Source organism: Allobosea sp. FG18, from assembly GCF_057809495.1.
Genome location: NZ_JBMDKB010000009.1, coordinates 53,685 through 79,187 on the forward strand (window position 1 = coordinate 53,685; position 25,503 = coordinate 79,187).

The 25,503-nt window shown below is 65.9% G+C and carries 25 protein-coding genes; 10 read left to right on the plus strand and 15 right to left on the minus strand.

What is annotated here, in order from left to right:
* Position 1: 1 nt before the first annotated feature.
* From ACODTJ_RS11950 to ACODTJ_RS11970, 5 genes are all read right to left on the minus strand, one after another.
* Positions 2-1,063: a FecCD family ABC transporter permease gene (locus ACODTJ_RS11950; protein WP_488848907.1), complete on the minus strand. Its 1,062-nt coding sequence runs from the start codon at positions 1,061-1,063 to the stop codon at positions 2-4.
* Positions 1,064-1,080: 17 nt separating this feature from the next.
* Complete coding sequence (locus ACODTJ_RS11955) at positions 1,081-2,217, minus strand: ABC transporter substrate-binding protein (RefSeq protein WP_488848908.1); 1,137 nt, start codon at positions 2,215-2,217, stop codon at positions 1,081-1,083.
* Positions 2,218-2,503: 286 nt separating this feature from the next.
* Positions 2,504-3,541 (minus strand): phosphotransferase family protein, encoded by a 1,038-nt coding sequence (locus ACODTJ_RS11960; RefSeq protein ID WP_454654190.1) that lies wholly within the window; start codon positions 3,539-3,541, stop codon positions 2,504-2,506.
* A 4-nt stretch (positions 3,542-3,545) separates the two neighbouring features.
* Complete coding sequence (locus tag ACODTJ_RS11965) at positions 3,546-4,763, minus strand: acyl-CoA dehydrogenase family protein (protein ID WP_454654192.1); 1,218 nt, start codon at positions 4,761-4,763, stop codon at positions 3,546-3,548.
* An 8-nt stretch (positions 4,764-4,771) separates the two neighbouring features.
* On the minus strand, positions 4,772-5,518 hold the full coding sequence (locus ACODTJ_RS11970; protein ID WP_454654194.1) for an SDR family NAD(P)-dependent oxidoreductase: 747 nt from the start codon (positions 5,516-5,518) through the stop codon (positions 4,772-4,774).
* A 161-nt stretch (positions 5,519-5,679) separates the two neighbouring features.
* Here ACODTJ_RS11970 and ACODTJ_RS11975 point away from each other — a divergent pair, with 161 nt between their 5' ends.
* Entirely contained in the window at positions 5,680-6,336 is a 657-nt protein-coding gene (locus tag ACODTJ_RS11975; RefSeq protein ID WP_454658900.1) for a TetR/AcrR family transcriptional regulator, read from the plus strand.
* An 86-nt stretch (positions 6,337-6,422) separates the two neighbouring features.
* Complete coding sequence (locus ACODTJ_RS11980; protein ID WP_454654195.1) at positions 6,423-6,758, plus strand: GIY-YIG nuclease family protein; 336 nt, start codon at positions 6,423-6,425, stop codon at positions 6,756-6,758.
* A gap of 168 nt (positions 6,759-6,926) precedes the next feature.
* Here the strand turns inward: ACODTJ_RS11980 and lepA are convergent, their stop codons facing one another.
* A complete protein-coding gene (lepA, locus tag ACODTJ_RS11985) occupies positions 6,927-8,732 on the minus strand; it encodes a translation elongation factor 4 (RefSeq protein ID WP_454654196.1) in 1,806 nt (601 codons plus the stop codon).
* 258 nt (positions 8,733-8,990) lie between these two features.
* Between lepA and ACODTJ_RS11990 the strand changes: the two genes are divergently transcribed.
* A complete protein-coding gene (locus ACODTJ_RS11990) occupies positions 8,991-9,590 on the plus strand; it encodes a helix-turn-helix domain-containing protein (protein ID WP_454654198.1) in 600 nt (199 codons plus the stop codon).
* On the plus strand, positions 9,587-10,123 hold the full coding sequence (locus tag ACODTJ_RS11995) for a GNAT family N-acetyltransferase (RefSeq protein WP_454654199.1): 537 nt from the start codon (positions 9,587-9,589) through the stop codon (positions 10,121-10,123). Before ACODTJ_RS11990 ends, ACODTJ_RS11995 begins: the two co-directional genes overlap by 4 nt.
* Before the next feature lie 146 nt (positions 10,124-10,269).
* On the opposite strand, the gene ACODTJ_RS12000 is transcribed toward ACODTJ_RS11995, so the two are convergent.
* Positions 10,270-10,518, minus strand: a complete 249-nt coding sequence (locus ACODTJ_RS12000; protein WP_454654201.1) for a DUF3297 family protein — start codon at positions 10,516-10,518, stop codon at positions 10,270-10,272.
* 88 nt (positions 10,519-10,606) lie between these two features.
* Complete coding sequence (hrcA, locus tag ACODTJ_RS12005) at positions 10,607-11,692, minus strand: heat-inducible transcriptional repressor HrcA (RefSeq protein WP_488848913.1); 1,086 nt, start codon at positions 11,690-11,692, stop codon at positions 10,607-10,609.
* 143 nt (positions 11,693-11,835) lie between these two features.
* Between hrcA and rph the strand changes: the two genes are divergently transcribed.
* The 3 genes from rph (at position 11,836) to hemW (ending at position 14,530) form a co-directional block, all read left to right on the plus strand.
* The gene (rph, locus tag ACODTJ_RS12010) at positions 11,836-12,552 is read left to right on the plus strand and encodes a ribonuclease PH (RefSeq protein ID WP_454654203.1); all 717 of its coding nucleotides are present in this window, start codon (positions 11,836-11,838) and stop codon (positions 12,550-12,552) included.
* Between the two features lie 134 nt (positions 12,553-12,686).
* Positions 12,687-13,334, plus strand: coding sequence for an RdgB/HAM1 family non-canonical purine NTP pyrophosphatase (gene rdgB / locus ACODTJ_RS12015; protein WP_488848915.1), 648 nt, complete (start codon positions 12,687-12,689; stop codon positions 13,332-13,334).
* Entirely contained in the window at positions 13,331-14,530 is a 1,200-nt protein-coding gene (gene hemW / locus ACODTJ_RS12020; protein ID WP_488848917.1) for a radical SAM family heme chaperone HemW, read from the plus strand. The genes rdgB and hemW overlap by 4 nt, the downstream gene beginning before the upstream one ends.
* Positions 14,531-14,673: 143 nt before the next feature.
* On the opposite strand, the gene ACODTJ_RS12025 is transcribed toward hemW, so the two are convergent.
* From ACODTJ_RS12025 to ugpB, 5 genes are all read right to left on the minus strand, one after another.
* The gene (locus ACODTJ_RS12025) at positions 14,674-15,753 is read right to left on the minus strand and encodes a sn-glycerol-3-phosphate import ATP-binding protein UgpC (RefSeq protein WP_488848919.1); all 1,080 of its coding nucleotides are present in this window, start codon (positions 15,751-15,753) and stop codon (positions 14,674-14,676) included.
* A gap of 7 nt (positions 15,754-15,760) precedes the next feature.
* The gene (gene ugpE / locus ACODTJ_RS12030) at positions 15,761-16,609 is read right to left on the minus strand and encodes a sn-glycerol-3-phosphate ABC transporter permease UgpE (protein WP_454654208.1); all 849 of its coding nucleotides are present in this window, start codon (positions 16,607-16,609) and stop codon (positions 15,761-15,763) included.
* The gene (locus ACODTJ_RS12035; protein WP_454654210.1) at positions 16,609-17,358 is read right to left on the minus strand and encodes a creatininase family protein; all 750 of its coding nucleotides are present in this window, start codon (positions 17,356-17,358) and stop codon (positions 16,609-16,611) included. Before ACODTJ_RS12035 ends, ugpE begins: the two co-directional genes overlap by 1 nt.
* The gene (ugpA, locus tag ACODTJ_RS12040) at positions 17,358-18,239 is read right to left on the minus strand and encodes a sn-glycerol-3-phosphate ABC transporter permease UgpA (RefSeq protein WP_454654211.1); all 882 of its coding nucleotides are present in this window, start codon (positions 18,237-18,239) and stop codon (positions 17,358-17,360) included. Before ugpA ends, ACODTJ_RS12035 begins: the two co-directional genes overlap by 1 nt.
* Before the next feature lie 76 nt (positions 18,240-18,315).
* The gene (gene ugpB / locus ACODTJ_RS12045) at positions 18,316-19,641 is read right to left on the minus strand and encodes a sn-glycerol-3-phosphate ABC transporter substrate-binding protein UgpB (protein ID WP_454654213.1); all 1,326 of its coding nucleotides are present in this window, start codon (positions 19,639-19,641) and stop codon (positions 18,316-18,318) included.
* Between the two features lie 225 nt (positions 19,642-19,866).
* Between ugpB and ACODTJ_RS12050 the strand changes: the two genes are divergently transcribed.
* A complete protein-coding gene (locus tag ACODTJ_RS12050; RefSeq protein WP_454654214.1) occupies positions 19,867-21,045 on the plus strand; it encodes a fumarylacetoacetate hydrolase family protein in 1,179 nt (392 codons plus the stop codon).
* Between the two features lie 350 nt (positions 21,046-21,395).
* Positions 21,396-23,039 carry a hypothetical protein gene (locus ACODTJ_RS12055; protein ID WP_454654215.1) on the plus strand — a complete coding sequence of 548 codons (1,644 nt, stop codon included), beginning with the start codon at positions 21,396-21,398 and terminating at the stop codon, positions 23,037-23,039.
* 112 nt (positions 23,040-23,151) lie between these two features.
* On the opposite strand, the gene ACODTJ_RS12060 is transcribed toward ACODTJ_RS12055, so the two are convergent.
* A complete protein-coding gene (locus ACODTJ_RS12060; protein ID WP_454658901.1) occupies positions 23,152-24,048 on the minus strand; it encodes a methylated-DNA--[protein]-cysteine S-methyltransferase in 897 nt (298 codons plus the stop codon).
* 312 nt (positions 24,049-24,360) lie between these two features.
* Here ACODTJ_RS12060 and ACODTJ_RS12065 point away from each other — a divergent pair, with 312 nt between their 5' ends.
* Positions 24,361-24,981, plus strand: a complete 621-nt coding sequence (locus ACODTJ_RS12065) for a class I SAM-dependent DNA methyltransferase (RefSeq protein WP_454654216.1) — start codon at positions 24,361-24,363, stop codon at positions 24,979-24,981.
* Here ACODTJ_RS12065 and ACODTJ_RS12070 read toward each other — a convergent pair.
* Complete coding sequence (locus ACODTJ_RS12070) at positions 24,966-25,493, minus strand: DUF2244 domain-containing protein (protein ID WP_454654217.1); 528 nt, start codon at positions 25,491-25,493, stop codon at positions 24,966-24,968. The two genes, ACODTJ_RS12065 and ACODTJ_RS12070, sit on opposite strands and share 16 nt — an antisense overlap.
* Positions 25,494-25,503 lie beyond the last annotated feature (10 nt).

A 25,503-nucleotide genomic window follows, 5' to 3' on the forward strand; every position in this document is an offset into this window, starting at 1 on the left:
CTCAGACTCCCCGCCCGCGGATCGACATGACCAGGCTGATGAAGAAGGGCACGCCGATCAGCGCCGTGATGATGCCGATCGGATAGATCACGCCGGGTGTGATCACCTTCGAGACGGTGGAGGCGAGCGAGAGCAGCACGGCACTCGCAATCGTCGCGGTCGGCAGGAAGAAGCGCTGATCCTCGCCGACGAGAAGCCGCGCGATATGCGGGCCGACGAGGCCGATGAAGCCGATGCCGCCGACGAAGGAGACGGAGACGGCGGCAAGCAGCGAGGTTGCGACGAGGATTTCCAGGCGCAGGCGGTCGACGCGGACGCCGAGGCTCTCGGCCCGTTCGTCGCCGAGACGCAGCGCCGTCAGCGCCCAGCCGCGCATCAGGAAGAACGGTAAGGCGAGCGCGATCAGCAGCGCGGCGACGCCGACCTTCTCCCAGCTCGCGCGGGCCAGGCTGCCCAGCGTCCAGAACACGATCTGGGTGAGCTGCACCTCGTTGGAGCGGTATTGCAGCAAGGCGGTGATGGCGTTGCAGGTGAAGAGCAGGGCGATGCCGACGAGGATCATCGTCTCGGCGCTGACGCCGCGCAGCTTGGTCATGAAGAACAGGACGAGCGAGGCCGCCAGCGCGAAGACGAAGGCATTGGCGGTGACGATATAGGGCCCGGCGCCGGGAATGACGCTCCAGCCGAAGACGATCGCGACGGAGGCGCCGACCGTCGCGGCGGCGGAGACGCCGAGCGTGAAGGGGTCGGCCAGCGGATTGGCGAGGATGGTCTGCATGCCCGCTCCGCTCAGGCCCAGCATGGCGCCGACGGCCATCGCCATCAGCGCGATCGGCAGGCGCAGGTCCCAGACGATGACGGAGAGCCGCGGCGTCGCCGATTGCGGATCGACCAGCGTGCGCAGGACATCGCCAAGCGGGAGATTGCCGGGTCCGATCGAGACATCGAGCGCCAGCGCAACCGCCAGCGCGACGACACCGAGCAGGACGAGCTTCAGCCGGCGCGCATTGCGCCGGCGATAATCCCCGGTGGCGGTTGCCGTCATGGGCAGGGTCGCGGCCATCGTCGCTCAGGCCGCGTTCACTGGAGCTTGGCCCAGAACACGCCGGAATAGGGGATCGGCAGGAATTTTTCGTGGAATTCCTTGAAGACCGCCTCCGGGTCGACGTCCTTGAAGCGGTCCGGATAGAACTCCTTCGCCATGGCGAGCTCGGCAATGAAGTAATAGGGCGCGTCGTAGAACTGGTGGTAGAAGGCCATCACCTTCTTGGCCTGCACGGCCTTAAGCTGCTGGAAGCCCGGGCGGCTCATCAGCGCCGCCATTTCCTTCTGCACCTTCTCCGGCGTCGCGTCATAGCCGAGGCTGACGGCGCTGCTGCCGGGATTGCTGCCGTACCAGTTGGCGCCGGTGAGGAAATAGACGTCCGGGTTGTCGGCGAGCACCTTCTCCTGCGCGGCCTGCGCCTGGAAGGCGGAGAAGAACTGGCTGCCCCAGTTGCGCCCGCCGGATTCCTCGATGAAGCGGCCGAAGTTGAACGGGCCGAAGGTGGCGCAGCAGGGCAGGAGGCCGGCGGCGCGCTCGACGAAGACCAGCGGCTTCTGCTTGTCGGGAATCGAACCGACGCGGGCATAGATGCTGCGGGTCTGGCGCATGTAGTAGTCGGCGAAGGCGTTCGCTTCCTTCTCGAGGCCGAGGATGCGACCGAGGAGCTGCACGCTCGGCAGCACGTTCTGGGTCGGGTCCTGGCGGAAATCGACGAAGACGGTGGTGATGCCGGCCTTCTCGAGCTTGCCGAGCAGGCCGGTCTCCTGCGCCTTGAAGTAGTTGGAGAGGTCGAGGATGTAGACCTCGGTGCCGAGCGAGGCGATCTTCTCCATGCTGACATCGGCGGCATAGGGATTGCCCATGTTCGCGATGTCCCTGGCCTTCGGGAACTTGGCCAGATACTTCTGCCAGGCGCCCGGATCGTTCTCGATGAGGTCGTTGCCCCAGCCGACGACGCGCTTGAACGGGTCATCGCGGTCGAGCATCGCGAGCGTATAGAGCTGGCGGCCTTCGCTGAGGGCGATCTTCTGGGGGTCGCGCGTGACATTGACGACGCGCCCGGCGAGATCGGTGACCTCGATCGTCTCGGCGCTGGCTGCGCCGGCAAACAGCACGGACGCGCCGAACAGGACGGCGGAAGACAGACGGGCAAGCCAAAGGGGAGCGGGCATCGGACAACATCCTGCCGGGGAAGATACCCTCGCGCTAACACAGCCCGCCTCAGGTCGGCAAAGCAAATCTAACTGTTTTGAATCAATCTAAATTTGAATTACTTTAGAAGAGAGACAGATTTCAAAAGCAACCAACTTGTCTTGAGCTTGCCAAATCCTGACAGATCAGGGCGTCATCCCGGACAAGCTACGCAGCAGCGCCGATCCGGGATCCATCATAAAGCGTCGCGCCCTCCGACGGGTTCCGGTCAAGCCCGAAATGACGGCGCGGTTCCGCAGGAGACTCTCAGGGCAGCCTCTCGGCTCCCACCATTGTTTCGTGCGCCCGTACGGCGAAACGCCGGGCGAGAGGCGCGACCTCGGCCGCATTGGCCGCGGCGGCCGTGCCGGCACGGACCCGGTCGGCGATCCCGACGAAGATCACCGCGAAGCGGAACAGCGCGAAGACGAGATGGAAACGCAGGAGCGGCGCCGTTGGCACGGCATGGGCATAATAATGCGCGAGGAACGCGGCCTCCGTGGGGATGCCGAGCGCGGCCCGGTCGAGCCCGAGGATGCCGCCATATTCGTCGGGCGCGGTGTGCCAGGGCATGGCGCAATAGCCGAGATCGGCCAAGGGGTGACCGAGCGTCGACAGTTCCCAGTCGAGGATGCCGATCACCTCGGGCTTCTCGGGATGGAAGAGCAGGTTTCCGAGCCGGAAGTCGCCATGGGCGATCGCGACATGGCCGTCATCGTCAGGCAGATGCGCGGGCAGCCAGTCGGCGACCGCCTCCAGCTCGGCAATGCGCTCGCCCGGCGATTCCCGCAGCTGTTTGGTCCAGCGCGCGATCTGGCGCTCGAAATAGTTTCCGGGGCGGCCGAAATCGCCGAGACCGACCTCATCGGGCTTCACCGCATGGAGCTTCGCCAGTGCCTCGGCCATGCCGAGATAGAGGCCGTGCCGCTCGGCCGGCGCGAGGCCGGGCAAGGCAGCGTCATGGAAGACGCGCCCCTCCAACCGCTCCATCAGATAGAACGGCGTGCCGAGCGGCTCGGGATCGGTATGGAAGAGCACGGCACGCGGTACAGGCACATTGGTTGGCCCGAGGGCTTCGAGCACACGGAACTCGCGGTCGATCGCATGGGCTCCGCGCAGGATCGGCCCGGCCGGCTGCTTGCGCAGCACGAGACGGCGCGTGCCCCAATCGACGAAATAGGTCGGATTGGACTGGCCGCCGCCGATGCGTTCGAGATTGAGATCGCCGGCGCCGAAGCGCGCCTGCAGGATGCCAGCCAAAGCGGCCGGATCGAAATCGATGCCGGACGGCACTGGGGCTGCCATCGCGTCAGCCCTGCGCCGCGCCGGCCACGGGCCAATGCCAGAAATCACGCCCCTCCTGCGTGAGGAAGCGGTTCAGCACCATCTTGTGAACCTCATCGGCCCCGTCGACCAATCGCGCCTGACGGGCATAGCGGTAGATCCACTCCAGCACCGTGTCCTTGGAATAGCCGCGCGCACCATTGACCTGGATCGCGACATCGGCGGCATCGTGCAGGACATTCGCGACCTGAACCTTGGCCATCGAGACCTCCTTGCGCGCGAAGCCGCCGCGATCAAGTTCCCAGGCCGCCTTCATCACCAAGAGGCGGCCGATCTCGATGCGCATGGCGAGATCGCCAAGCTTGAGCTGGATGCTCTCGCGATCGGCGAGGCGCTGGCCGAAGCCGTAACGCTCGGCGGCATAGGCCTGCGCGATCTCGATGCAGCGCTTGGAGAGGCCGAGCCAGCGCATGCAATGGGTGAGGCGGGCCGGGCCGAGGCGAACCTGCGTCACCTTCATGCCCTTGCCCTCGCCGGCCAGCACGTTGTCGGCGGGGATTTCGAGCCCGTCGAACTCCAACTCGCAATGGCCGCCATGCTCCTCCGGCCCCATGATCTCGATGCGGCGCAGGATGCGCCAGCCCGGCTGATCGGCATGAAAGAGGAAGGCAGTGAGGCCGTTGCGCGGATCGTCCGAGGTGCGGGCGATCAGAATGAAGTGCTTGGCCTCCTCCGCCCCGGTGATGAACCATTTCCGGCCGCTGACGACATACTTGTCGCCACGCCGCTCGGCCCTGGTCTGGATCATCGAGGGGTCGGAGCCGCCGCCGGGATGAGGCTCGGTCATGGCGAAGGCGGAGCGCACCCTGCCTTCGACGATCGGCTTCAGCCAGCGCTCCTTCTGCTCGGGCGTGCCGAGCGCCTCCAGCACCATCATGTTGCCGTCGTCGGGCGCCGCCGAGTTGAAGATGACCGGCCCGAAGATCGAGCGGTTCATCTCCTCGTAAGCGACGGCCATGCCCATCTTGCCGAGGCCCGCACCGCCGGTTTCCGGCTTGAGCTGCACGCACCAGAGGCCCACGGCACGCGCCTTGGCCCGCATCGTGTCGAGCAAGGGCAGCGCGATATTGCCATGGGCGTCGTAGGAGGACCGATCGGCTTCAAGCGGCAGGATCTCGCGCTCGACGAAGGCGGCGATGCGCGCGCGATAGTCTTCGATCCGGGGAGAAATCTCGAAATCCATGGCTGTGCTCACAGGGACGAAACGAGATGGCCGCCATCGACTTCGATGGTCGAGCCGGTGATGTAGCTGCCGGCAGTGGAAGCAAGCAGGAGCAGCGCGCCATCGAGCTCCTCCGGCTGGCCTAGCCTTCGCTGCGGGATGCGCTTGATCAGGTTCAGGCCGGCTTCGGTCGCGAAGAAATCGCGGTTGATGTCGGTCTCGATATAGCCGGGGCAGAGCGCGTTGACGCGGATACGATCGCGCGCCCATTCGAGCGCCAGCGCCTTGGTGAGCTGGATCACGCCTGCCTTCGAAGCGGCATAGGCGCTGACGCCGCCGGCAACACGATGCCCGAGGATCGAGGCGATATTGACGATGCTGCCGCCCCGGCCGGCCTCGCGCATGCCACGCGCCACGGCCTGGGCGACAAGGAAGACACCTTTCAGATTGGTGTCGAGCACCGCATCCCAAGCTGCTTCCGAGAGATCGGCCGCCGGCCCGGCACCGCTAACCCCGGCATTGTTGATCAGGATGTCGAAATGCCGGCCGTCGAGCGCATCCGCGATCGAGGCAGCATCGGCCACGTCCAGAACCAGATGTTTCGCGCTGCCGCCCGCCGCGGCGATCTCGGCGCCCGCCTGATCCAGCGCAGACTGCCTTCGCGCGGCAAGCGTCACATCGGCGCCGTGTCGCGCAAGCAGCCTGGCGAAATGCAGCCCCAGCCCGCCCGACGCGCCCGTCACCAAAGCCGTCCGGCCTGAAAGATCCTCGAACATCGCGGCGATTCCTCCACCAAAAATCGAGCGAGCGCTCGCTATTTTTATGGCGATCCACCCACGCTTGCAATAGCTTGCTTCGACAGCGGAAGCTTGGCTCAGGCAGAGGCGCGGACAGGGTGCAGCCGGCGGATCAAAAGGACGACGCCAGCGCTTTCTCGATGGAGGCGCTCTGCCAGCGCATCTTCGAGCGCCATCGCGACGCCATCCGCGTGCGCAAGCCGCATGTCGCCGTCGCCAATCTCGCGCGCATCGTCGAGGCCACGCTCAAACTCTCGAACCGGCAGGGCTTTCACGCCACCAGCCTACGCGATCTCGCAGAGGCCTCCGGCCTCAGCATGGGCGGGCTCTATGCCTATTTCCCCAACAAGACGACGCTGCTGGCGATGATCCTCGGCGAGGTCGCGCACGCGGCGCAGGAAGCGCTCGGCGCACCGCCTGCCGCCATCGCCGGCGATCCGCGGCGCCATCTCGCCTGGCTGATCGAGAGCCATATCCGCCTGACCGAGGTCATGCAGCCCTGGTTCGTCTTCGCCTTCATGGAGGCGAAGTCGTTTCCCGCCGCCGAGCGCCGGCAGGCCATCGACAGCGAGGCAGCGACCGAGACGATGATCGCCGAGGTCCTGCGGCGCGGCACGGCCGACGGCGTCTTCTCGATTGCGGATATCGATCTCGTCGCCGCGCTGATCAAGCCGCTGCTGCAGGAATGGTATGTGAAGCGCGCCAAGTACCGGAAGCGCGGCACATCGATCGAGACCTATATCGCTGCGACCACCGATTTCATCATGGCGGCGGTGCGGGCGCGGCCGCCCAGCTGACCGGATTAAATTACCCGGATAAAATATTGCCTTATTAAAATCCGGGTACTATTAGAACACCCATCACGGAAGGATGGGTTGCACCGATGCAGATGGCTGACAGGAGGGCGGCGACGGCCGCCTACAAGGAACGGAAGACGGTGGCGGGCATCTTCGCCTTCCATTGCGAGGCGGCCGGGCTGACATGGGTCGGCCGCGCGCCCGATCTTTCCACGATCGAGAACCGGCTGCGCTTCACGCTCCGCCATGGCAGCCACCGCCAACGCTCCATGCAGGCGGCGTGGAACGCGCATGGCCCCGAGGCCTTCCGCTTCGAGGCACTGGAGAGGCTGGAGGACGAGGATATCGCCTATGTGCTGGATCGCGTGCTGAAGGAGCGCCTCGCCCATTGGCAGGCGAAGCTCGGCGCCGAGGCGCTCTGATCAATCGCAGCTTGCCCCACCCACGCTGGTCATCCCGGGCGTAGCGAAGCGAAGACCCGGGATCCATTCCGGAACGGTTCAGGCATGGATCCCGGATCGGCGCAGCTTCGCTGCTTGTCCGGGATGACGGCGTGTTTCCTGAAAGAACGAAGTACAGGCTGCGCCGGCTCAATCGTCCATCTTGAGGGCGGCGATGAAGGCTTCCTGCGGGATTTCGACCTTGCCGAACTGCCGCATCTTCTTCTTGCCTTCCTTCTGCTTCTCCAGAAGTTTCCGCTTACGCGTGGCGTCGCCGCCATAGCACTTGGCGGTCACGTCCTTGCGCAGCGCGCGGATGGTCTCGCGGGCGATGATCTTGCCGCCAATGGCCGCCTGAACCGGAATCTGGAACATGTGCGGCGGGATCAGCTCCTTGAGCTTCTCGCACATGGCGCGGCCGCGGGCGTCGGCACGCGAGCGGTGGACCAGCATCGAGAGCGCATCGACCGGCTCGGCATTGACCAGGATCGACATGCGCACGAGGTCGCCCTCGCGATAATCGGTGATCGCGTAGTCGAAGGAGGCATAGCCCTTCGAGATCGATTTCAGTCGATCGTAGAAGTCGAACACCACTTCGTTCAGCGGCAGGTCGTAGACGACCTTGGCGCGCGAGCCGACATAGGACAGATCGGTCTGGATGCCGCGGCGGTCCTGGCAGAGCTTCAGGACGGAACCGAGATATTCGTCGGGCGTGAAGATCGTCGCCTTGATCCAGGGCTCCTCGATGAATTCGATCTTCATCACGTCCGGCATGTCGGCCGGGTTGTGCAGTTCCAGCGTGGTGCCGTCGCGCAGCTTGAGACGGTAGACCACGGACGGCGCGGTCGAGATCAGGTTGAGGTTGAACTCGCGCTCCAGCCGCTCCTGGATGATCTCCAGATGCAGCAAGCCGAGGAAGCCGCAGCGGAAGCCGAAGCCGAGCGCGGCCGAGGTCTCCATCTCGTAGGAGAACGAGGCATCGTTCAGCCGCAGCCGGCTCATCGCGGCGCGCAGCACCTCGAAATCGGCGGCGTCGACCGGGAAGATGCCGCAGAACACCACCGGCTGCACCGGCTTGAAGCCCGGCAGCGGTTCCGCGATCGGCTTCTTCTCATCGGTGATGGTGTCGCCGACGGCGGTATCCGCGACCTCCTTGATCGAGGCGGTGAAGAAACCGACCTCGCCGGGGCCGAGCTGCTTGACCTCGGTCATCTTCGGCTTGAACACGCCGACGCGATCGACGCCATAGGAGGCGTTGGCCCGCATCATCCGGATCGTCATACCCTTCTTCAGCACGCCGTCGATGACGCGCACCAGCACGACGACGCCGAGATAGGCGTCGTACCATGAGTCGACCAGCAGGCACTTGAGCGGCGCATCGGGATCGCCCTTCGGCGCCGGCAGCTTCTGGACGATCGCCTCGAGCACGCCCTCGATATTGAGGCCTGTCTTGGCCGAGATCGGCACCGCCTCGGAGGCATCGAGGCCGATCACATCCTCGATCTGCTGCTTGATGCGCTCCGGCTCGGCGGCCGGCAGATCGATCTTGTTGAGGACCGTGACGATCTCGTGGTTGGCGTCGAGCGCCTGATAGACGTTGGCGAGCGTCTGCGCCTCGACGCCCTGCGAGGCGTCGACGACCAGCAGCGAACCCTCGCAAGCCGCGAGCGAGCGCGAGACCTCATAGGCGAAGTCGACATGGCCGGGGGTGTCCATCAGGTTCAGGACATAGTCCTTGCCATCCTGGGCCTTGTAGTCCAGCCGCACCGTCTGCGCCTTGATGGTGATGCCGCGCTCCTTCTCGATATCCATCGAGTCGAGGATCTGCTCGCTCATGTCGCGGGCCGCGACAGTGCCGGTCTGCTGGATCAGGCGATCAGCCAGCGTCGACTTGCCGTGGTCGATATGGGCAACGATCGAGAAGTTGCGGATATTGTCGATGGAACGGGTGCTCATGCGCGCGCCATAGCAGTGATGCCGCGTCGCGCCAAGCGGTTGCGCGTTTCGAAGCTCGCCTGGTGACCATAAACTCTGCGGTCATCCCGGGCGAAGCGCAGCGAAGACCCGGGATCCATGCCTGAGCGTATCCAACGAAGGTTCCGGCATGGATCCCGGATCGGCGCCGCTTCACGGCTTGTCCGGGATGACGGCGGAGAGTTTCGAAATCTCCAAATGCAACTTGCAAATTCCAATATCTGAGAATTATTCTCAGCCATGGAGTTCGACCACGATACCGAGATCGACCGCATGCTCGGGCAGCGCCTCAAGGCTGCCCGCCAGCGCCATGGCCTGACGCTCGACGTGCTTGCCGAGCGCAGCGGTGTCAGCCGAGCGATGATCTCCCGCGTCGAGCGCGGCGAATCGAGCCCGACCGCGGCGCTGCTGGTCCGGCTCGGCTCCGGGCTCGGCCTCTCGCTCTCCGCCCTTCTGGAAGAGAATGCAGGAAGCGGGCCGCTGGCGCGCCACGACGCCCAGCCGGTCTGGCGCGATCCGGCGAGCGGATACCTGCGCCGCAACATTTCGCCGCGTGGAACGGGGTCGGGCTTCGAGATCGTCGAGGTGGAGCTTCCGGCCGGAGCCGAGGTGAGGCTCGACAATGCGACCGGTGCGGCCGCGCTCGACCAGCAGATCTGGGTGCTGCGCGGCCGGCTCGACCTCACCGTCGAAGGCCTCCGCCACGAGCTCGTCGAGGGCGACTGCCTGCAGATGCATCTGCGCGGCCCGATCATCTACCGCAATCCGGGCGATGCGCCCGTCCGTTACGCCGTCATCCTCGCCGCCAGAAGCGGCGCCTTTCCGGGACATATCGCATGAACGCGACCAGCCTCGCCGTCTCCATCGACACGCTCGATGCCAAGGCTGCCGAGGCGGCCATCCCGGCGCTGGCGGAAATCCTGCGCGACAGCGTCGCCAACGGCGCCTCGGTCGGCTTCATGAACTGGAATATGGCCGCCGATTACGAGCGCTTCTGGCGCGATGTCGCGGCAGGCGTCGCGAGCGGGCAGATCATCCTGCTGGCTGCGCGAAACGGCGACGGCCTCGTCGGCACCGCCCAGCTCCACCTGATCGGCAAGCCGAACCAGCCGCACCGCGCCGAGATCGCCAAGGTGCTGGTGCATTCGCGTGCGCGCCGGCAAGGCATCGGCGAGGCGCTGATGCAACGCGCCGAGGCGATCGCGCGGGAGAAGGGCCGCGACCTGCTGGTGCTCGACACGGACGAACACGGCGCGGCGCGGCGGCTTTATAACCGGCTGGGCTGGACCGAGGCCGGCACCATCCCGCGTTATGCGCTGATGCCTGATGGAGCCGATTGCGGCTCGACGTTCTTCTACAAGAGCCTGGCTTGAGCCACCGTTGTCATTCCGGGGCACGCCGCAGGCGTGAACCCGGAACCCACGACTGGGTGAGGCATTTGACATCCCACGACTAGCGGCTCGCCCAGTCGTGGTTTCCGGGCTCTTCGCTACGCGAAGCCCCGGAATGACAAGAAGGCTCAGCCCTCGGCGTTGCCGCGGACATAAGGCTCGACCGGGCCTTTGAGCGTGATCGTCATCGGACGGCCGAAGCGGTCCTTGGCGGTGCCGGCGGCGACCTTCACCCAGCCTTCGGAGACGCAATATTCCTCGACATTGGTCTTCTCGACGCCCTTGAAGCGGATGCCGATGTCACGGGCCAGCACCTCTTCATTGTAGAAGGGGCTCTCGGGATTGACGGAAAGACGGTCGGGAAGCTGCTCGGACATGGCTCGCACCTGAATTGCGGAAAGGGATGATTTGCCCGCTCGATAGCCGCTTCCGCCCGCAAAGCCAACTCAGGGCCTCGAGGCTGGCCTAGCGGCTGCCGTCGAGCAGGCGGCCGACGACCTTGGCGGTGTAGTCGACCATCGGGACGATGCGAGCATAGTTCAGGCGCGTCGGGCCGATAATGCTGACGACGCCGACGATGCGCTGCTCGGCGTCGCGGAAGGGCGCGGCGACCATCGATGACCCCGACATCGAGAACAGCTTGTTCTCCGAGCCGATGAAGATGCGCACACCGTCGCCATCCTCGGCCCGGGTCAAGAGGTCGATGACGTCGGTCTGCGTCTCCAGATCGCCGAAGAGCATGCGGATGCGCTCGAGGTCCTCCTGCGCCCGGAGATCGTCGAGCAGGTTGGCCTGGCCGCGCACGATGAGATGGCGGTCGCTGCCGGGGCCGGCCTGGGTCGCGATGCCGCTTTCGACGAGGCGGGCCGTCAGCACGTCGAGCTCGCGCTCCATCAGTTCGCGCTGCCCGCCGATCTCGCCGCGCAGTTCGGCCAGCGTCTTGCCGAGGATACGGGCGTTGAGGAAATTCGCGGCCTCGCTCAGGGCCGAGGCCGGGAGGCCGGGCGGCAAAGCCAGCAGACGGTTCTCCACCGTGCCGTCCTCCGAGACCAGCACGACGAGCGCGCGAGCAGGGTCGAGCCGGACGAACTCGATATGCTTCAGCCGGACATCGGCCTTGGTGGTGACGACGACGCCGGCGCCGCGCGACAGGCCAGAGAGCAGGGCCGAGGCTTCCGTGAGGGTCTGGTCGAGATTGCGGTTGCTGGCAGCGACCCTGATCTGCGCTTCGATGCGCGAGCGCTCCTCGGTCGTGAGGTTGCCGACCTCCATCATCGCATCGACGAAGAAGCGCAGGCCTCTCTCAGTTGGCAGGCGTCCGGCGGAGGTATGCGGCGCGTAGATCAGCCCGGCCATTTCGAGGTCGGTCATGACATTGCGCACCGTCGCGGGCGACAGCGCCCTCGGCAGCAGGCGCGCGATATTGCGCGAGCCGACGGGCTCCCCCGTCGTCAGATAGCCGTCGACGATCTGGCGAAAAATCTCGCGCGAGCGCTGGTCGGTCTCGACCAGGCTGCTCATCGTCTCGAGGCGGGGCGTATGGGCGCTCATGAACCTTTTCAGACGAACCGTCGTTCTCGTCCTATTGTCGTCATGCAAGGCGCGGGGATCAAGGGGCAGAACCGCTCCGCGCCTTGCCGCGCGCGGCGCAAACGCCTACAAGCCGCCACTTCCCCGCAAGACAGGAATATTTCATGCGACCCTCCAAACGCGCCGCCGACGAGATGCGCAAGGTCACGCTCGAACGCGGCGTGGTGCGCTATGCCGAGGGTTCCTGCATGGTGACGTTCGGCGAGACCAAGGTGCTCTGCGCCGCGACCGTCGAGGAAAAGGGGCCGCCGTGGCTGCGCGGCACCGGCAAGGGCTGGGTCACCGCCGAATACTCGATGCTGCCGCGCGCCACGCATGAGCGCACGCGCCGCGAGGTCACCTCCGGCAAGCCCTCCGGCCGCACGCAGGAAATCCAGCGCCTGATCGGCCGTTCGCTTCGTGCCGTGGTCGACCTGACCGCGATCGGCGAGCGCCAGATCGTCGTGGATTGCGACGTGCTCCAGGCCGATGGCGGCACCCGCACGGCCTCGATCACCGGTGCCTGGGTCGCGCTGCACGACGCGCTGAAATGGATGGAAGGGCGCGGCCTGCTCAAGGGCACCAACCCGCTCAAGGACCATGTCGCCGCGATCTCCTGCGGCATCGTCGCCGGCAACCCGGTGATCGATCTCGACTATGTCGAGGATTCCGGCGCGCAGACAGACGCGAACTTCGTCATCACCGGCTCCGGCGGCATCGTCGAGGTGCAGGGCACCGCCGAAGGCGCGCCCTTCTCCGAGGAGGAGCTTTTGTCGCTGCTGAAGCTCGCCAAGGGCGGCGTCTCCCAGCTCGTCACACTGCAGAAGGCGGCGGTGGCGTAGTCATCGTCATAGAACACGGCGTCATCCCGGACGCAGCGAAGCGGAGATCCGGGATCCATTGTAGAGTGCGACGCTCTTCGATGGATCCCGGGTCAAGCCCGGGATGACGGCGTGGTTCCAGAGGATAAGAAGAGATGTCGGAGCACCGCCTCCTCACCGGCAAGCTCGTGATCGCGACCCATAACCAGGGCAAGTTGCGCGAGATGCGCGACCTGCTGGCGCCCTACGGCATCGAGCTCGTCTCGGCCGGGGAACTCGGCCTGCCCGAGCCGGTCGAGGACGGCACCATGTTCTCGGAGAACGCGGCGATCAAGGCTGTCGCCGCGGCAAGCGCCAGCGGGCTGCCGGCGCTCTCCGACGACTCAGGCATCTGCATCGACGCGCTCGACGGCGCTCCGGGCCTGTTCTCTGCCAACTGGGCGGGACCGGGCAAGGATTTCGCCCCGGCGATCGGGCGGGTGCAGATGGAACTCGCCAAGCGCGGCGCGATCACGCCGGAGAAACGCAAGGCGCATTTCGTCTCGGCCCTGGTGATCGCCTGGCCGGACGGCCATCAGGAGCTGTTCGAAGGCCGCGTCTTCGGCACGGTGACCGAGCAGGCGCGGGGCCTCGGCGGCTTCGGCTATGACCCGATCTTCCTGCCGGACGGGTATGAGAAGACCTTCGGCGAGATGTCGGCTGAAGAGAAGCACGGCATTCCGGCCGATGGCTCGCCCGGTCTGTCGCATCGCGCGCGCGCCTTCCATGTGCTCGCCGCGACCTGCCTGAGGAAGCCCTCTTGAGCGCCCCGGCCGCCCTCACGGAGCGGCCAACGCTCCTGCATCCGACCGCGGATGCGGGCTTCGCCGTCTATGTGCACTGGCCGTTCTGCCTGGCCAAATGCCCCTATTGCGACTTCAACAGCCATGTGCGGCTGCAGCCGCCGGACCAGCAGCGCTATATCGCCGCCTTCCGCCGCGAGATCGCGCACCGGGCCGCGCTGGTGCCGGGCCGCACGGTGTCCTCGATCTTCTTCGGTGGCGGCACGCCCTCGCTGATGGAGGGCCGCACGGTCGGCGCGATCCTCGACGCCATCGGCGAGCATTGGGCTGTCGACCCCAATTGCGAGGTCTCGCTGGAGGCCAATCCGACCAGCGTCGAGGCCGGGCGCTTCCGCGATTTCCGGGCGGCCGGCGTCAACCGCGTCTCGCTCGGGGTGCAGGCGCTGAACGATGCCGATCTCAAGGCGCTCGGCCGGATGCATTCGGCCGAGGAGGCGCTCGCCGCCGTCGCGATCGCGCGCCAGTATTTCGAGCGCTACTCCTTCGACCTGATCTATGCCCGCTCGCCCTTGCAGACGCCCGCCCTGTGGCGCGCCGAGCTGGAGCTGGCGATCAGCCATGCGGCCGAACATCTCTCGCTCTACCAGCTGACGATCGAGCCCGGCACCGCCTTCGAACGGCTGTTCCGTTCCGGCAAGCTCGCCATTCCCGACCATGATGCGGGCGCTGCGCTCTACGAGACGACGCAGGAGATCACGGCCAGGCACGGGATGCCGGTCTACGAGATCTCGAACCATGCCCGGCCGGGGGCAGAGTGCCGGCACAACCTCGTCTATTGGCACTATGGCGAGTACGCCGGAATCGGCCCCGGCGCCCATGGCAGGCTGGTGACGGCGCAGGGCCGCATGGCACATTCGACCGAGAAGCGACCGGAGATCTGGCTGGAGCGGGTAGAGGCCGAGGGCCATGCGCTGGTCGAGGACGAGCGACTATCCGAGGAAGCGCAGGGCGACGAATACCTGCTGATGGGGCTTCGCCTCGTCGAGGGTATCAATCCCCAGGTGTTCAAGGCACTGGCCGGACGCGCACTCAATGCGAAACGCATCGCCAGCCTGATCGAGCAGAAGCTGCTGATGGAGCGTGATGGCGGCCGGCTCGCCGCGACACCGGACGGGGCACTGCTGCTCGATGCGCTGGTGGCCGATCTGGCGGCTTGAGGCGATTTTCGTCGAGCGTGGAAACACCGCCGTCATGCTCGCCCTTGTGGCGAGCATCCACGTCTTGAACACCGCATGACACAAATGAAGACGTGGATGGTCGGGACGAGCCCGACCATGACGAAGAGCGCGAAATGCGCCGCTCAGCCCTTCCCCAGCCTTGCTCCCGTCTTCGGATCGAAGACATGGACCTTGTCGGGATCGACGGTGATCCAGAGCCGGCCTTCCTGCGCCGCGACCTCCCCGGTCGCCGCCTGCATCACGAAGGGGTGGCCCGAGAGCTTGCCGTGGAAGAGCTGGGTCGCGCCCAGTTCCTCGATGAACTCGACATCGAAGGGCAGCGAGCCCGCCTGCCCTTCCGAGGCGATCTCGACATCCTCGGGACGTAAGCCCACCTCGACCGGAGACTGTGCCGTCAGGTCCTCGCGCAGGTCGCGGACTTCGATGATGGTGTCGCCGAGCGCGACGATGCCGGAGCCGTCGACGAGGCCGGGCAGGATGTTCATCGGCGGCGAGCCGATGAAGGTCGCCACGAACTTGCTCGCCGGCTTGCGATAGACCTCGGCCGGCAGGCCGATCTGCTCGACCTGGCCTGCATTCATCACGACAAGCTTGTCGGAGAGCGTCATCGCCTCGACCTGATCGTGGGTGACGTAGATCGAGGTGACGCCCAGCGCGCGCTGCAGCTTCTTGATCTCGACGCGCATCTGCACGCGGAGTTTCGCGTCGAGATTGGAGAGCGGCTCGTCGAAGAGGAAGACCTGCGGCTTGCGCACGATGGCGCGGCCCATGGCGACGCGCTGGCGCTGGCCGCCGGAAAGCTGGCGCGGCCGGCGCTCCAGGAAGGGCTCGATCGCGAGGATGCGCGCGGCTTCCTTGACGCGCTTGTCGATCTCGTCCTTGGGCGTGCCGCGGTTGCGCAGGCCATAGGCCATGTTGTCGTAGATGTTCATATGCGGGTAGAGCGCATAGTTCTGGAACACCATGGCGATGTCGCGGTCGGCCGGCTCGACCTGGTTGACGACGCGCTCGCCGATCGCGACCTCGCCGGACGAGATCGTCTCCAGCCCGGCGACCATGCGCAGAAGCGTGGACTTGCCGCAGCCGGAGGGGCCGACGAGCACGCAGAAGCCGCCGTCGGGGATGTCGAAGGAGACGCCTTTCACGGCCTCGACGCCGCCGGCATAGACCTTCTTGACGTTGCTGAGAGTGACCTGGGCCATTCGCGGATTACTTCTCGGTTTCGACCAGGCCCTTCACGAAGAGCCTCTGCATGGCGATGACGACGAAGACGGGCGGCAGCATCGCCAGCATGGCCGTGGCCATGGCGAGCTGCCATTCCGTCAGGGCGTCGGCGGTGACGATCATCTTCTTAATGGCGATGACGATGGTCTGCATCGAGTCCTTCGTCGTCACCAGAAGCGGCCAGAGATACTGGTTCCAGCCATAGATGAACTGGATGACGAAGAGCGCGGCGATCGTCGTCATCGAGAGCGGGAGCAGCGTGTCCTTGAAGAACCTGAAGGGGCCGGCACCGTCGATCTTCGAGGCTTCGAGCAATTCGTCGGGGATCGTCATGAAGAACTGCCGGAACAGCAGCGTGCCCGTCGCCGAGGCGATCAGCGGGATGGCGAGGCCCTGATAGGTGTCGAGCATGTTCAGGTCGGAGACGATCTTGAAGGTCGGGAAGATGCGAACCTCGACCGGGAGCATCAGCGTGATGAAGATGATCCAGAACGCCGCCATGCGGAACGGGAAGCGGTAATAGACCACTGCATAGGCCGAGAGCACGGAGATGAAGATCTTTCCGAGCGCGATCGTGATCGCCATGATGAAGGAGTTCACCATCATCCCGATCACCGGCTCGCGCGTCGTGCTCGACGTGCCGACAAACAGGATGCGCTTGTAGTTCTCCAGGAAATACGGGCCGGGATAGAGCGGCATCTGGCCGTTGATCACGGTCGCGGCGTCCCAGGTCGAGGCGACGAAGGTCAGCCAGACCGGGAAGGCGACGATCAGCACGCCGATCGTCAGGATGACATAGGCGATCGCGTCGCCCAGGCGGCGGTCTTCGACCATCAGGCGGCCCTTCCCATTTCGCGCAGCAATCCGGCCAGCGCGTCCGCACAGGCATCGAGGCAGGCCTGGCCCTTCTCGGGCGTGGCACGGCGCGCATCGCCGATCACACCGGTCTCGGTCATCTCCCGGAAGGAGCGGTGGCGCGAGACGGTCGGCCGCCCCGGCAGGCCGTCGCGGGCGCCGAAGGCCTCGGCCAGGCGCGGCTCGCGCACCGAGCCCGGCGCCAGCACCATCATCATCGAGGTCTCGACCTCGCAGGCATGCTGGACGCCCTTCTGGTCTTCAAGCAAGGGCGGGAACGCGTCCTGCGCCAGCATGAAATAGGTGGTCGCCTCGACATGCAGCCGGGTCTCGCGCGCGAAATCAGGCAGGAAGGCGGTGAGCGCGGCGATGTTGCCGCCATGGCCATTGACGATCAGCACGCGGTGGAAGCCGTGGCGCTCGATGCTCCTGAGGAAGGCGAGCAGCACGGCGCGATAGGTCGGGATATCGAAGGTGAAGGTACCGCCGAAGGCCATGTGATGCTCGGCCATGCCGCACCACAAGGTCGGCGCGACGACGACGTCGACATCGCCGGCGCGCTCGGCCGCCGCCTTGCAGACGCCGCTGCACAGGATCGTGTCGACGCCGACAGGCAGATGCGGGCCATGCTGCTCGATCGAAGCCACCGGCAGGACGACGATCGTGTCCGTCGCCGCCTTGGCGCGCAGTTCCTCCGCGGTGAGGTCCATCCAGAGCACGGAGGACATCAGTAGCTGACCTTGCGCTCGATGAAGCGGAACTGCACGGCCGTCAGCCCGATCACCATGATCAGCAGCAGCACCGACTGGGCCGCCGAGCCGCCGAGATTGGAGCCGCCCTTGCCGTCCGAGAAGACCTTGTAGACCAGCGTCTCGGTCGCGCCCGAAGGGCCGCCGCCGGTCACCGTGTCGATGATGCCGAAGGTGTCGAAGAAGACGTAGACGATGTTGACGACGAGCAGGAAGAAGGTCGTCGGCGAGAGCAGCGGGAAGACGATGGTCCAGAATCGGCGCATCGGCCGGGCGCCGTCGATCACCGCCGCCTCGATCACGCTTTTCGGAATCGATTGCAGGCCGGCGAGGAAGAACAGGAAATTATAGCTGATCTGCTTCCAGGTCGCGGCCAGGATGACCAGCAGCATGGCGTGGTTGCCGTTGAGCCGCGGATTCCACGGGACGCCAAGCGATTGCAGGCCGCGGGCGAGCATGCCGAGCGAGGGATCGAACATGAAGATCCAGAGCACGCCGGCGATCGCGGGCGCCACCGCATAGGGCCAGATCAGCAGCGTCTTGTAGACCTCGGCGCCCCGGATCTGGCGGTCCGCCATCACGGCGAAAAGCAGCGCGATCGAGAGCGAAAACACGCAGACGAAGGTCGAGAAGACCGCCGTGTTGATGAAGGCCTTGAGGTAGCCGGGATCGGCGAAGAGCATCTGGTAGTTCTCGAACCAGACGAATTCCGTCGATGTGCCGAAGGCATCCTCGAGCAGGAAGCTCTGCCAGACCGCCTGGGTCGCCGGCCAGTAGAAGAACACGACGGTGATGGCGAGCTGCGGCAGAAGCAGCAGGAAGGGGATCGTCAGCCCCTTGAAGTATGCATTCTTCTGCATCGGCTTCCCTGGAACGAGACGGCCATCCCGGACGGAGAGTGTCCGGGATGGCCTTGGGTTTGCAAGAGCTAAGCGTTTAGCGGGCCGCGGTGCGCTCGAACTGGCGCAGCATCTGGTTGCCGCGCTCGGCCGCCGCATCCAGTGCCGCCTGCGGCGACTTCTGGCCGTTCAGCGCCGCCTCCAGCTCCTCCGACCAGATGTCGCGGATCTGGACGAGGCTGCCGTAGCGCAGGCCCTTCGAGTTGTCGGTCGGAGCCTTGTTGGTCAGCTCGAGGATCGGGGTCTCGAGATAGGGCTTGTCCTTGTAGAAGCCGGACGCCTTGACCTTCTCGTAGGCCGCCTTGGTGATCGGCAGGTAGCCCGACTCGGTATGCAGCTTCACCTGGCGATCGACATTCGAGAGGAAGGTGAAGAACTTCGCGACGCCCTTGTACTCGTCGGCCTTCTTGCCACCCATCACCCAGAGCGAAGCGCCGCCGATGATCGAGTTCTGCGGAGCGCCCTGCACGTCGGGATAATACGGCATCGCGGCATTGCCCCAGTCGAACTTGGCGTTCGCCCTGACATTGCCGAAGAAGCCCGAGGAGGTCAGGAAGATCGGGCATTCGCCCGAGGTGAAGCGGCCTTCGCCATTGTTGGTGCGACCGGAATAGTCATAGGTCTTGTCCTTCTGCAGCTCGACCAGATTGGTCCAGTGCTTGAGGAAAGCCGGGCTCTTGTTGAAGTTCAGCACGGCGTCGAAGCCGGCCATGCCGTTGACCTTGGTCGAGAGCGCCACGTTATGCCAGGCGCCGAACTGCTCGATATTGGCCCAGGTCGCCCAGGCGTTCGAGACGCCGCACTTGTCGTAGCCGGCGGCCTTCAGCTTCTTGGCGGCCGCGAAGGTGTCGGGCCAGGTCTTCGGCGGCTTCTCGGGGTCGAGGCCCGCCTTCTTGAAGGCGTCCTTGTTGTACCACATCACCATCGACGAGGAGTTGAACGGCATCGAGAGCATGTCGCCCTTGGCCGTCGAGTAATAGCCGGTGATGGCGGGCAGATAGGCGGTCGGGTCGAACTTCTCGCCGGCTTCCTTCATGACCTCGTGGACCGGCTTGATCGCGCCCTTGGCCGACATCATCGTGCCGGTGCCGACCTCGAAGACCTGCAGGATGTGCGGGGCCTGGCCGGCGCGGAAGGCGGCGATGCCGGCGTTCAGCGTGTCGGGATAGGAACCCTTGTAGACGGGTACGACCTTGTAGTCCTTCTGCGAGGCGTTGAAGTCCTCGGAAAGCTTGACGACGACGTCGTTGTTGGCGCCGGTCAGCGCGTGCCACCACTGGATCTCGGTCTGCGCCAGGGCAGGCGCGGCACCGGCCAGCGCGAAGGCAGCGACCGACATCAGGATGCGCGATTTGATGCTCATGGAATGTCTCCCTTCCGCGGGCGGGCGCCGCCGCGGTTCTTGTCGTTGGTGCGCAAGCTAGCATGAAGCGCAGGCGACATTTCAATGACAAATCGATGACGACCGGCGCAATCCGCTTTAGGTCTGGGTCCGGCCCGGCATGAATCGCGCCGGCCTCTCGCTTGCACATTCCGGCGTAACCGGCTGATCTGCGCTCCCGACCCGAATCCGCCCGTGGATGCCGCCATGCCCAGCCTCGACCTCGCCGTGACCACGACCCTGCCCGCGGATGCCGATGCCGCCGCGCTCGCCGGCCGCGTCTGGCGCCCCGATCTCGGCGGCCCGGCCGTGGTGACGCTCCGCGGCGGACAGATCGTCGACGTGACCCGGAGCTTCCCCACCAGCCGGGATCTCTGCGAGAGCGCCGACCCGGCCGCAGCCCTGCGCGCAGCCGAGGGCGAGGCGATCGGTTCGTTAGCCGACATTCTCGCCAACACGCCTGTGGATGGCCGCGATCCGAAGCGCCCCTGGCTGCTCTCCCCGCTCGACCTGCAAGCGGTGAAGGCGGCCGGCGTCACCTTCGCCGTCTCGATGCTGGAGCGCGTGATCGAGGAGAAGGCACGCGGCAACCCGGCCGCGGCTGCAACGATCCGCACCGAGATCGGCAAGCTCATCGGCGACGACCTGTCGAAGCTGAAGCCCGGCTCGCCCGAGGCGATGCATCTCAAGGAGGTGCTGATCAAGCAGGGCGCCTGGAGCCAATATCTCGAAGTCGGGATCGGGCCGGATGCCGAGATCTTCACCAAGGCCCCGCCGATGTCGACGGTCGGCACCGGCGCGGATGCCGGGCTGCATCCGGCCTCGAGCTGGAACAACCCCGAGCCGGAGATCGTGCTGATCGTCGCCTCGACGGGTGCCATCGTCGGCGCCACGCTCGGCAACGACGTCAACCTGCGCGATGTCGAGGGTCGCTCGGCGCTCCTGCTCGGCAAGGCCAAGGACAACAATGCCGCTGCCGCGGTCGGCCCCTTCATCCGCCTGTTCGATGCCGGCTTCACGCTCGACCATGTCCGCCAGACCACGGTGACACTGACGGTCGAGGGCGAAGACGGCTTCCGGCTGGAAGGCTCCTCCTCGATCGCAAAAATCAGCCGCGACCCGGCCGATCTCGCCGCGCAGATGATCGGCCCGCATCATCAGTATCCGGACGGGGCGGCGCTCTATCTCGGCACCATGTTCGCGCCGATCAAGGATCGCGACGCGCCCGGCGGCGGCTTCACCCATAAATACGGGGACATCGTCACCATCGCCGCGCCCGAGCTCGGCAGCCTCGTCAACCGGATGAAGCGCACCGACGCCTGCGCGCCCTGGACCTATGGCGCCTCGCATCTGATGCGTTACCTCGCCGGGCGCGGGTTGCTCTGAGCGGCAGGATCGCAATTTTCACGGCCGCCGTGTCATCCCGGATGCAGCGAAGCGGAGATCCGGGATCCATCGTAGAGCGCGGCGCCCTTCGATGGATCCCTGGGCAAGCCCGGGATGACGGCGTGGTTTCGCGCAGACACGAACGGCGCCTGTGGCAGATGCGTGCGTCCAAACATCCCAATCTTCTACGAAAAGAACGAGAACCTGCCTTTCCGTCAGGCGGATGGTAAGAATTTTCTGCCACTGAGCGGGCTGGACCAGGAGGGTTCGGCGTGGCGATGAGTGAGATCGGGAGACAGAGCTCCCAGGTCGACAGCAAACCTGTCGACGGCAAAGGGATGAGGGTGCGCGTGGCCGGCTCGCCTCTCGCCTGGATCATGGCTTTCGCGCTGGCGGCCATCGCCGGCCTGATCTTGCCCCTGCGCCTGCCGCTCGGGCCGAATGCCTGGGACACGGTCGTCTATCTCGACGCGATCCAACGCATCGAACTCGGCCAGGTCCCGACCATCGATTTCTTCGCGCCGATCGGCCCCCTCGGCTTCTACCTAGCCGCGGCGCTCGACATTCTCTTCCCCAACGCGCAGCCGATGCTGCTGATCAACTGGGCACTGCTGCCGGTCATGCTGCCGGTGCTGGCCCTGATCGCCCGCGAGGTCTCCCGGCGCTCCCGGCCGCAGGCGCTCGCGCTCGTCCTGCCCTTCCTGCTGTTCGCGGCGCTGCCGATCAACCTGCACGGGCTCTATCCCTCGCCCGGTTTCGACGGCTACGGCTTCTACAACCGCCATGTCGCCCTGCTGCTCTACCTGCTGATCGCCACGCTGATCTTCGTGCAGCGGCGCGGCTTGCAGGTCGGGCTCGTGGCCGCGCTGATGCTGGCGCTGTTCCTGACCAAGATCACCGGCGCGGTCTCCGGCACGCTGCTCGTCGGCTATGCCACGCTCAGCGGGCGGATGCGCTTCCGCGATGCGGTCATCGCCGCCGGCTTCGTCATCCTCGCGCTGGGCGTGCTGGAGCTCGCGACCGGGCTGAGCTCCGCCTATGTCATCGATATCCTGACCCTGCTCGGCCTCAACACCGATACGCTGCTGCCGCGCTTCCTGACCGTGGCCTCGGTCAAGTTCAACGTGATCGGGCCGTCGCTGCTGCTGCTCGCCGTGCTGGCCTATGCCTCCTGGCGCGATGGTTTGCCGGCGACACTCGCCGGCTGGCGGGCGCTGGCCGATGCACCGATCGGCTGGTTCGCGGCCGGCCTGTTCGCGCTCGCCCTGTTCGAGACGCAAAACACCGGCTCGCTCGAATTCATCGGGCTGTGGCCGATCCTGCTGCCGCTGCTGCTCGACTGGTGGGAGCGGCGCGAGGACCGCATGCGGCCGGTTGTTCTCGTCCTGACGCTCGCGGTCACGCTGCCGAGTGCCGTGATCTGCCTGGAGCGGGGCATGCGTGCGGTGATGGGCGCGGCGACCTATGTCGCACTCGACGTGCCCGATCTCGGCCCCCTCGGCCGCATCAGCGTGAAGCGCGACATCGCCGCGCGCGCCGCGGCGATGCTCGACCACTATGCGACGCAGCCGGAAGGCTATCGCGACCTGATCCAGCGCGACATCCTGCCCTCCTATATCCTCTATTCGGAGATCGACTATCAGGCGACCTGGATGCTCGAGATCCAGCAGGCGATCACCGCGATCAAGGCCTGGGAAGCCGCCAACAAGCGCGAGCTCAACGGCTTCTTCACCTTCGACTTCGTCGATCCGCTGAACCGCCTGCTGGAGCGCTCACCGCCGCGCGTCGTGCCCGTCGGCGTCGACCCAGGCCGCAGCACGCCGGACCTCCAGCCGGGGACCATCGAGGCCCTCCGGCAGACGGACGCGATGCTGATGCCGAAATGCCCGGTGACGACGCCGCGCGAGATGATCCGCAGCCATTTCGCCGCCGCGCTCGAAGGGCGCGAGCGGATCGCGCTCGCGCCCTGCTGGGACATGTATCTCAGGAAGTAGGCGGTAGAGCATTCTCGAGCGAAGCGGATACCGGTTCGCGTGAAGAAAATGCGATAAAACAAAGAACTAGAGCGTACCTGCGGTTCGGAGAAACACGGGCACGCTCTATATATCAGCCAGCCGCCGTCTGCCCGGCTTCCCAGCCGAGGATGGCGCGCTTGCGCGTCAGTCCCCAGTGATAGCCGGTCAGCGCGCCGGACTTGCCGATGACGCGGTGGCAGGGCACCACGAAGGAGATCGGGTTCTTGCCGACCGCCATGCCGACGGCGCGTGCCGCGCTCGGCTTACCGATATGGCTGGCGACCTCGCCATAGGTGGTGGCGCAGCCGACGGGGATGCGCAGCAGCGTCTCCCAGACCCGGACCTCGAAATCGGTGCCGATCAGCACGACGCGCAGCGGCGTCTCGGGCGACCAGGCCTTGGGCTCGAAGATGCGGCCGGCATAGGGCGCGGTCAGCACCGGGTCGTAGTGATAATCGGCATGGGGCCAGCGCCGCATCATGTCGGCCAGCGCCTCGGCGCGGCCGCCGACGACCTTGCCGCCATCGGCGCTGTTCGAGACCCAGCCAAGGCCGGCGAGGCCGCGATCGGTGATCACCACCAGCGCCTCGCCGAAGGGTGAGACATGGAAGCCGTAGGAGAGCTTCAAGCCCTCACCACCGGTCTTCCATTCGCCGGGCGACATCGCCTCATGCGTCACGAAGAGATCATGCAGGCGGCCGGGGCCGGAGAGTCCGACTTCCAGCGCCGTATCGAGGATGCTGGCCGAGGCGGAGAGCAGCCCCTTGGCATGGTCGAGCGTGATCGCCTGCAGGAAGGCTTTCGGCGTCAGCCCGCACCAGCGCCGGAAGAGATGATGGACATCGGTCGGCGTCGCGCCGGCGGCCTCCGCGATCGCCTCGATCGTCGGCTGCTCGCGCCAGTTATGGGTGATGAAGGAGAGGATACGCCGGACGGTGTCGTAATCCGAGCCGGGCGCGACGGCCGGGAAATCGGCCTCGCTCGGCATGGCCTCGGCGGCACGCGCCAGCACCGCATTGGAGAAGCGCGTCGGGGTCATCGCCGTTTTCATGGAAGCATGAGCGTTCATGGGAGCCTCGCATCATTCGTCATGATGCGAATCTAGGGTCTCCACCATGCCGTTCCCACCCGAAAGCTGGCAAGGGCGGGGTTGCCCTCCACATCGTCCTCACTGATCAGCCTCATCCTGAGGAGCCGCGAAGCGGCGTCTCGAAGGATGGTCCAGATGGTTCAGGAGCCTCCGGGAACATCCTTCGAGACGGCCCTTGCGGGCCTCCTCAGGATGAGGGCTGATAGGGCCATGACTTCTCCCGCCGACGCGATCATCGATCTCTACCAGCGCCATGCCGCCACCTATGACGGCCTGCGCGGCAAGCTGCTGATGGAAGGCCCCTGGCTCGCGCGTTTCCGGGCCCTGCTCGCACCCGACGCGGCGATTCTCGATATCGGCTGCGGCACAGGCCAGCCGATCGCTCGCCATTTCAGCGAACAGGGCCATGCCGTCACCGGCGTCGATTCCGCCGCGGCGATGATCGCCCTGTGCCGGGAGCGCTTTCCCGAGGGCGACTGGCAGGTCACCGACATGCGCAAGCTCGCACTTGGACGCCGTTTCGGCGGACTGATCGCCTGGGATTCGTTCTTCCACCTGACGCCCGATGATCAGCGCGGGATGTTCAAGGTCTTCGCGAACCATGCCGCACCGGGGGCGGCTCTGATGTTCACCAGCGGTCCGGCGCATGGCGAAGCGATCGGCAGCTTCGAGGGCGAGGCGCTCTATCATGGCAGCCTGGACCCACAGGAGTACCGGACCTTGCTCGCGCAGAACGGCTTCTCGGTCATCGACCATATCGTGGAGGACCAAAGCTGCGGCGGGCATACGATCTGGCTCGCCCAGGCCGGTCCTGCTCAGGGCGCCCCGTAATCCGGCCCGCGGCGGGCGCTCGACAGGGCGGAACCCAGCGCATCGGCGAAACCGGCGCGCTCATGCGGCGAGAGCGCGGCGGCGACCGCGACGCTCTGCCCACGCGAGACCAGCTTCAGGCCGAGCAGGCCGTAATCCTCGTCGGTCTGGCGTTCGAGCCTTGTCCAGATCGGATTGAAGCGCCAGACCGTCTCGCGCCCGTGATGCGAAACCTTGCGCAGGAAGACCTCCAGCGGCGTCACCACGATGCGCTCGAAGGCGCGCGCATGCCGGAAATTGACGTGGAAGGCGACAAAGAGCGCGACGACATCGATCCCGAAGAAGCCGGCGACCGGCCAGGCACCGAGCACGACGAAGGGGATCGAGGAGATCACGCTCGCCAGGCAGACCAGCGTCATCACGATGCGGAAGCCGTTCCGGCCGAGCGAGCGATGCGGCGTGATCGTGGCGTCGAAGACCGGCCGCTGCGACGCGTCCGCGATCTCGCTGCCAAGGCTCTTGCCGGTGGTCATGCGACGATTA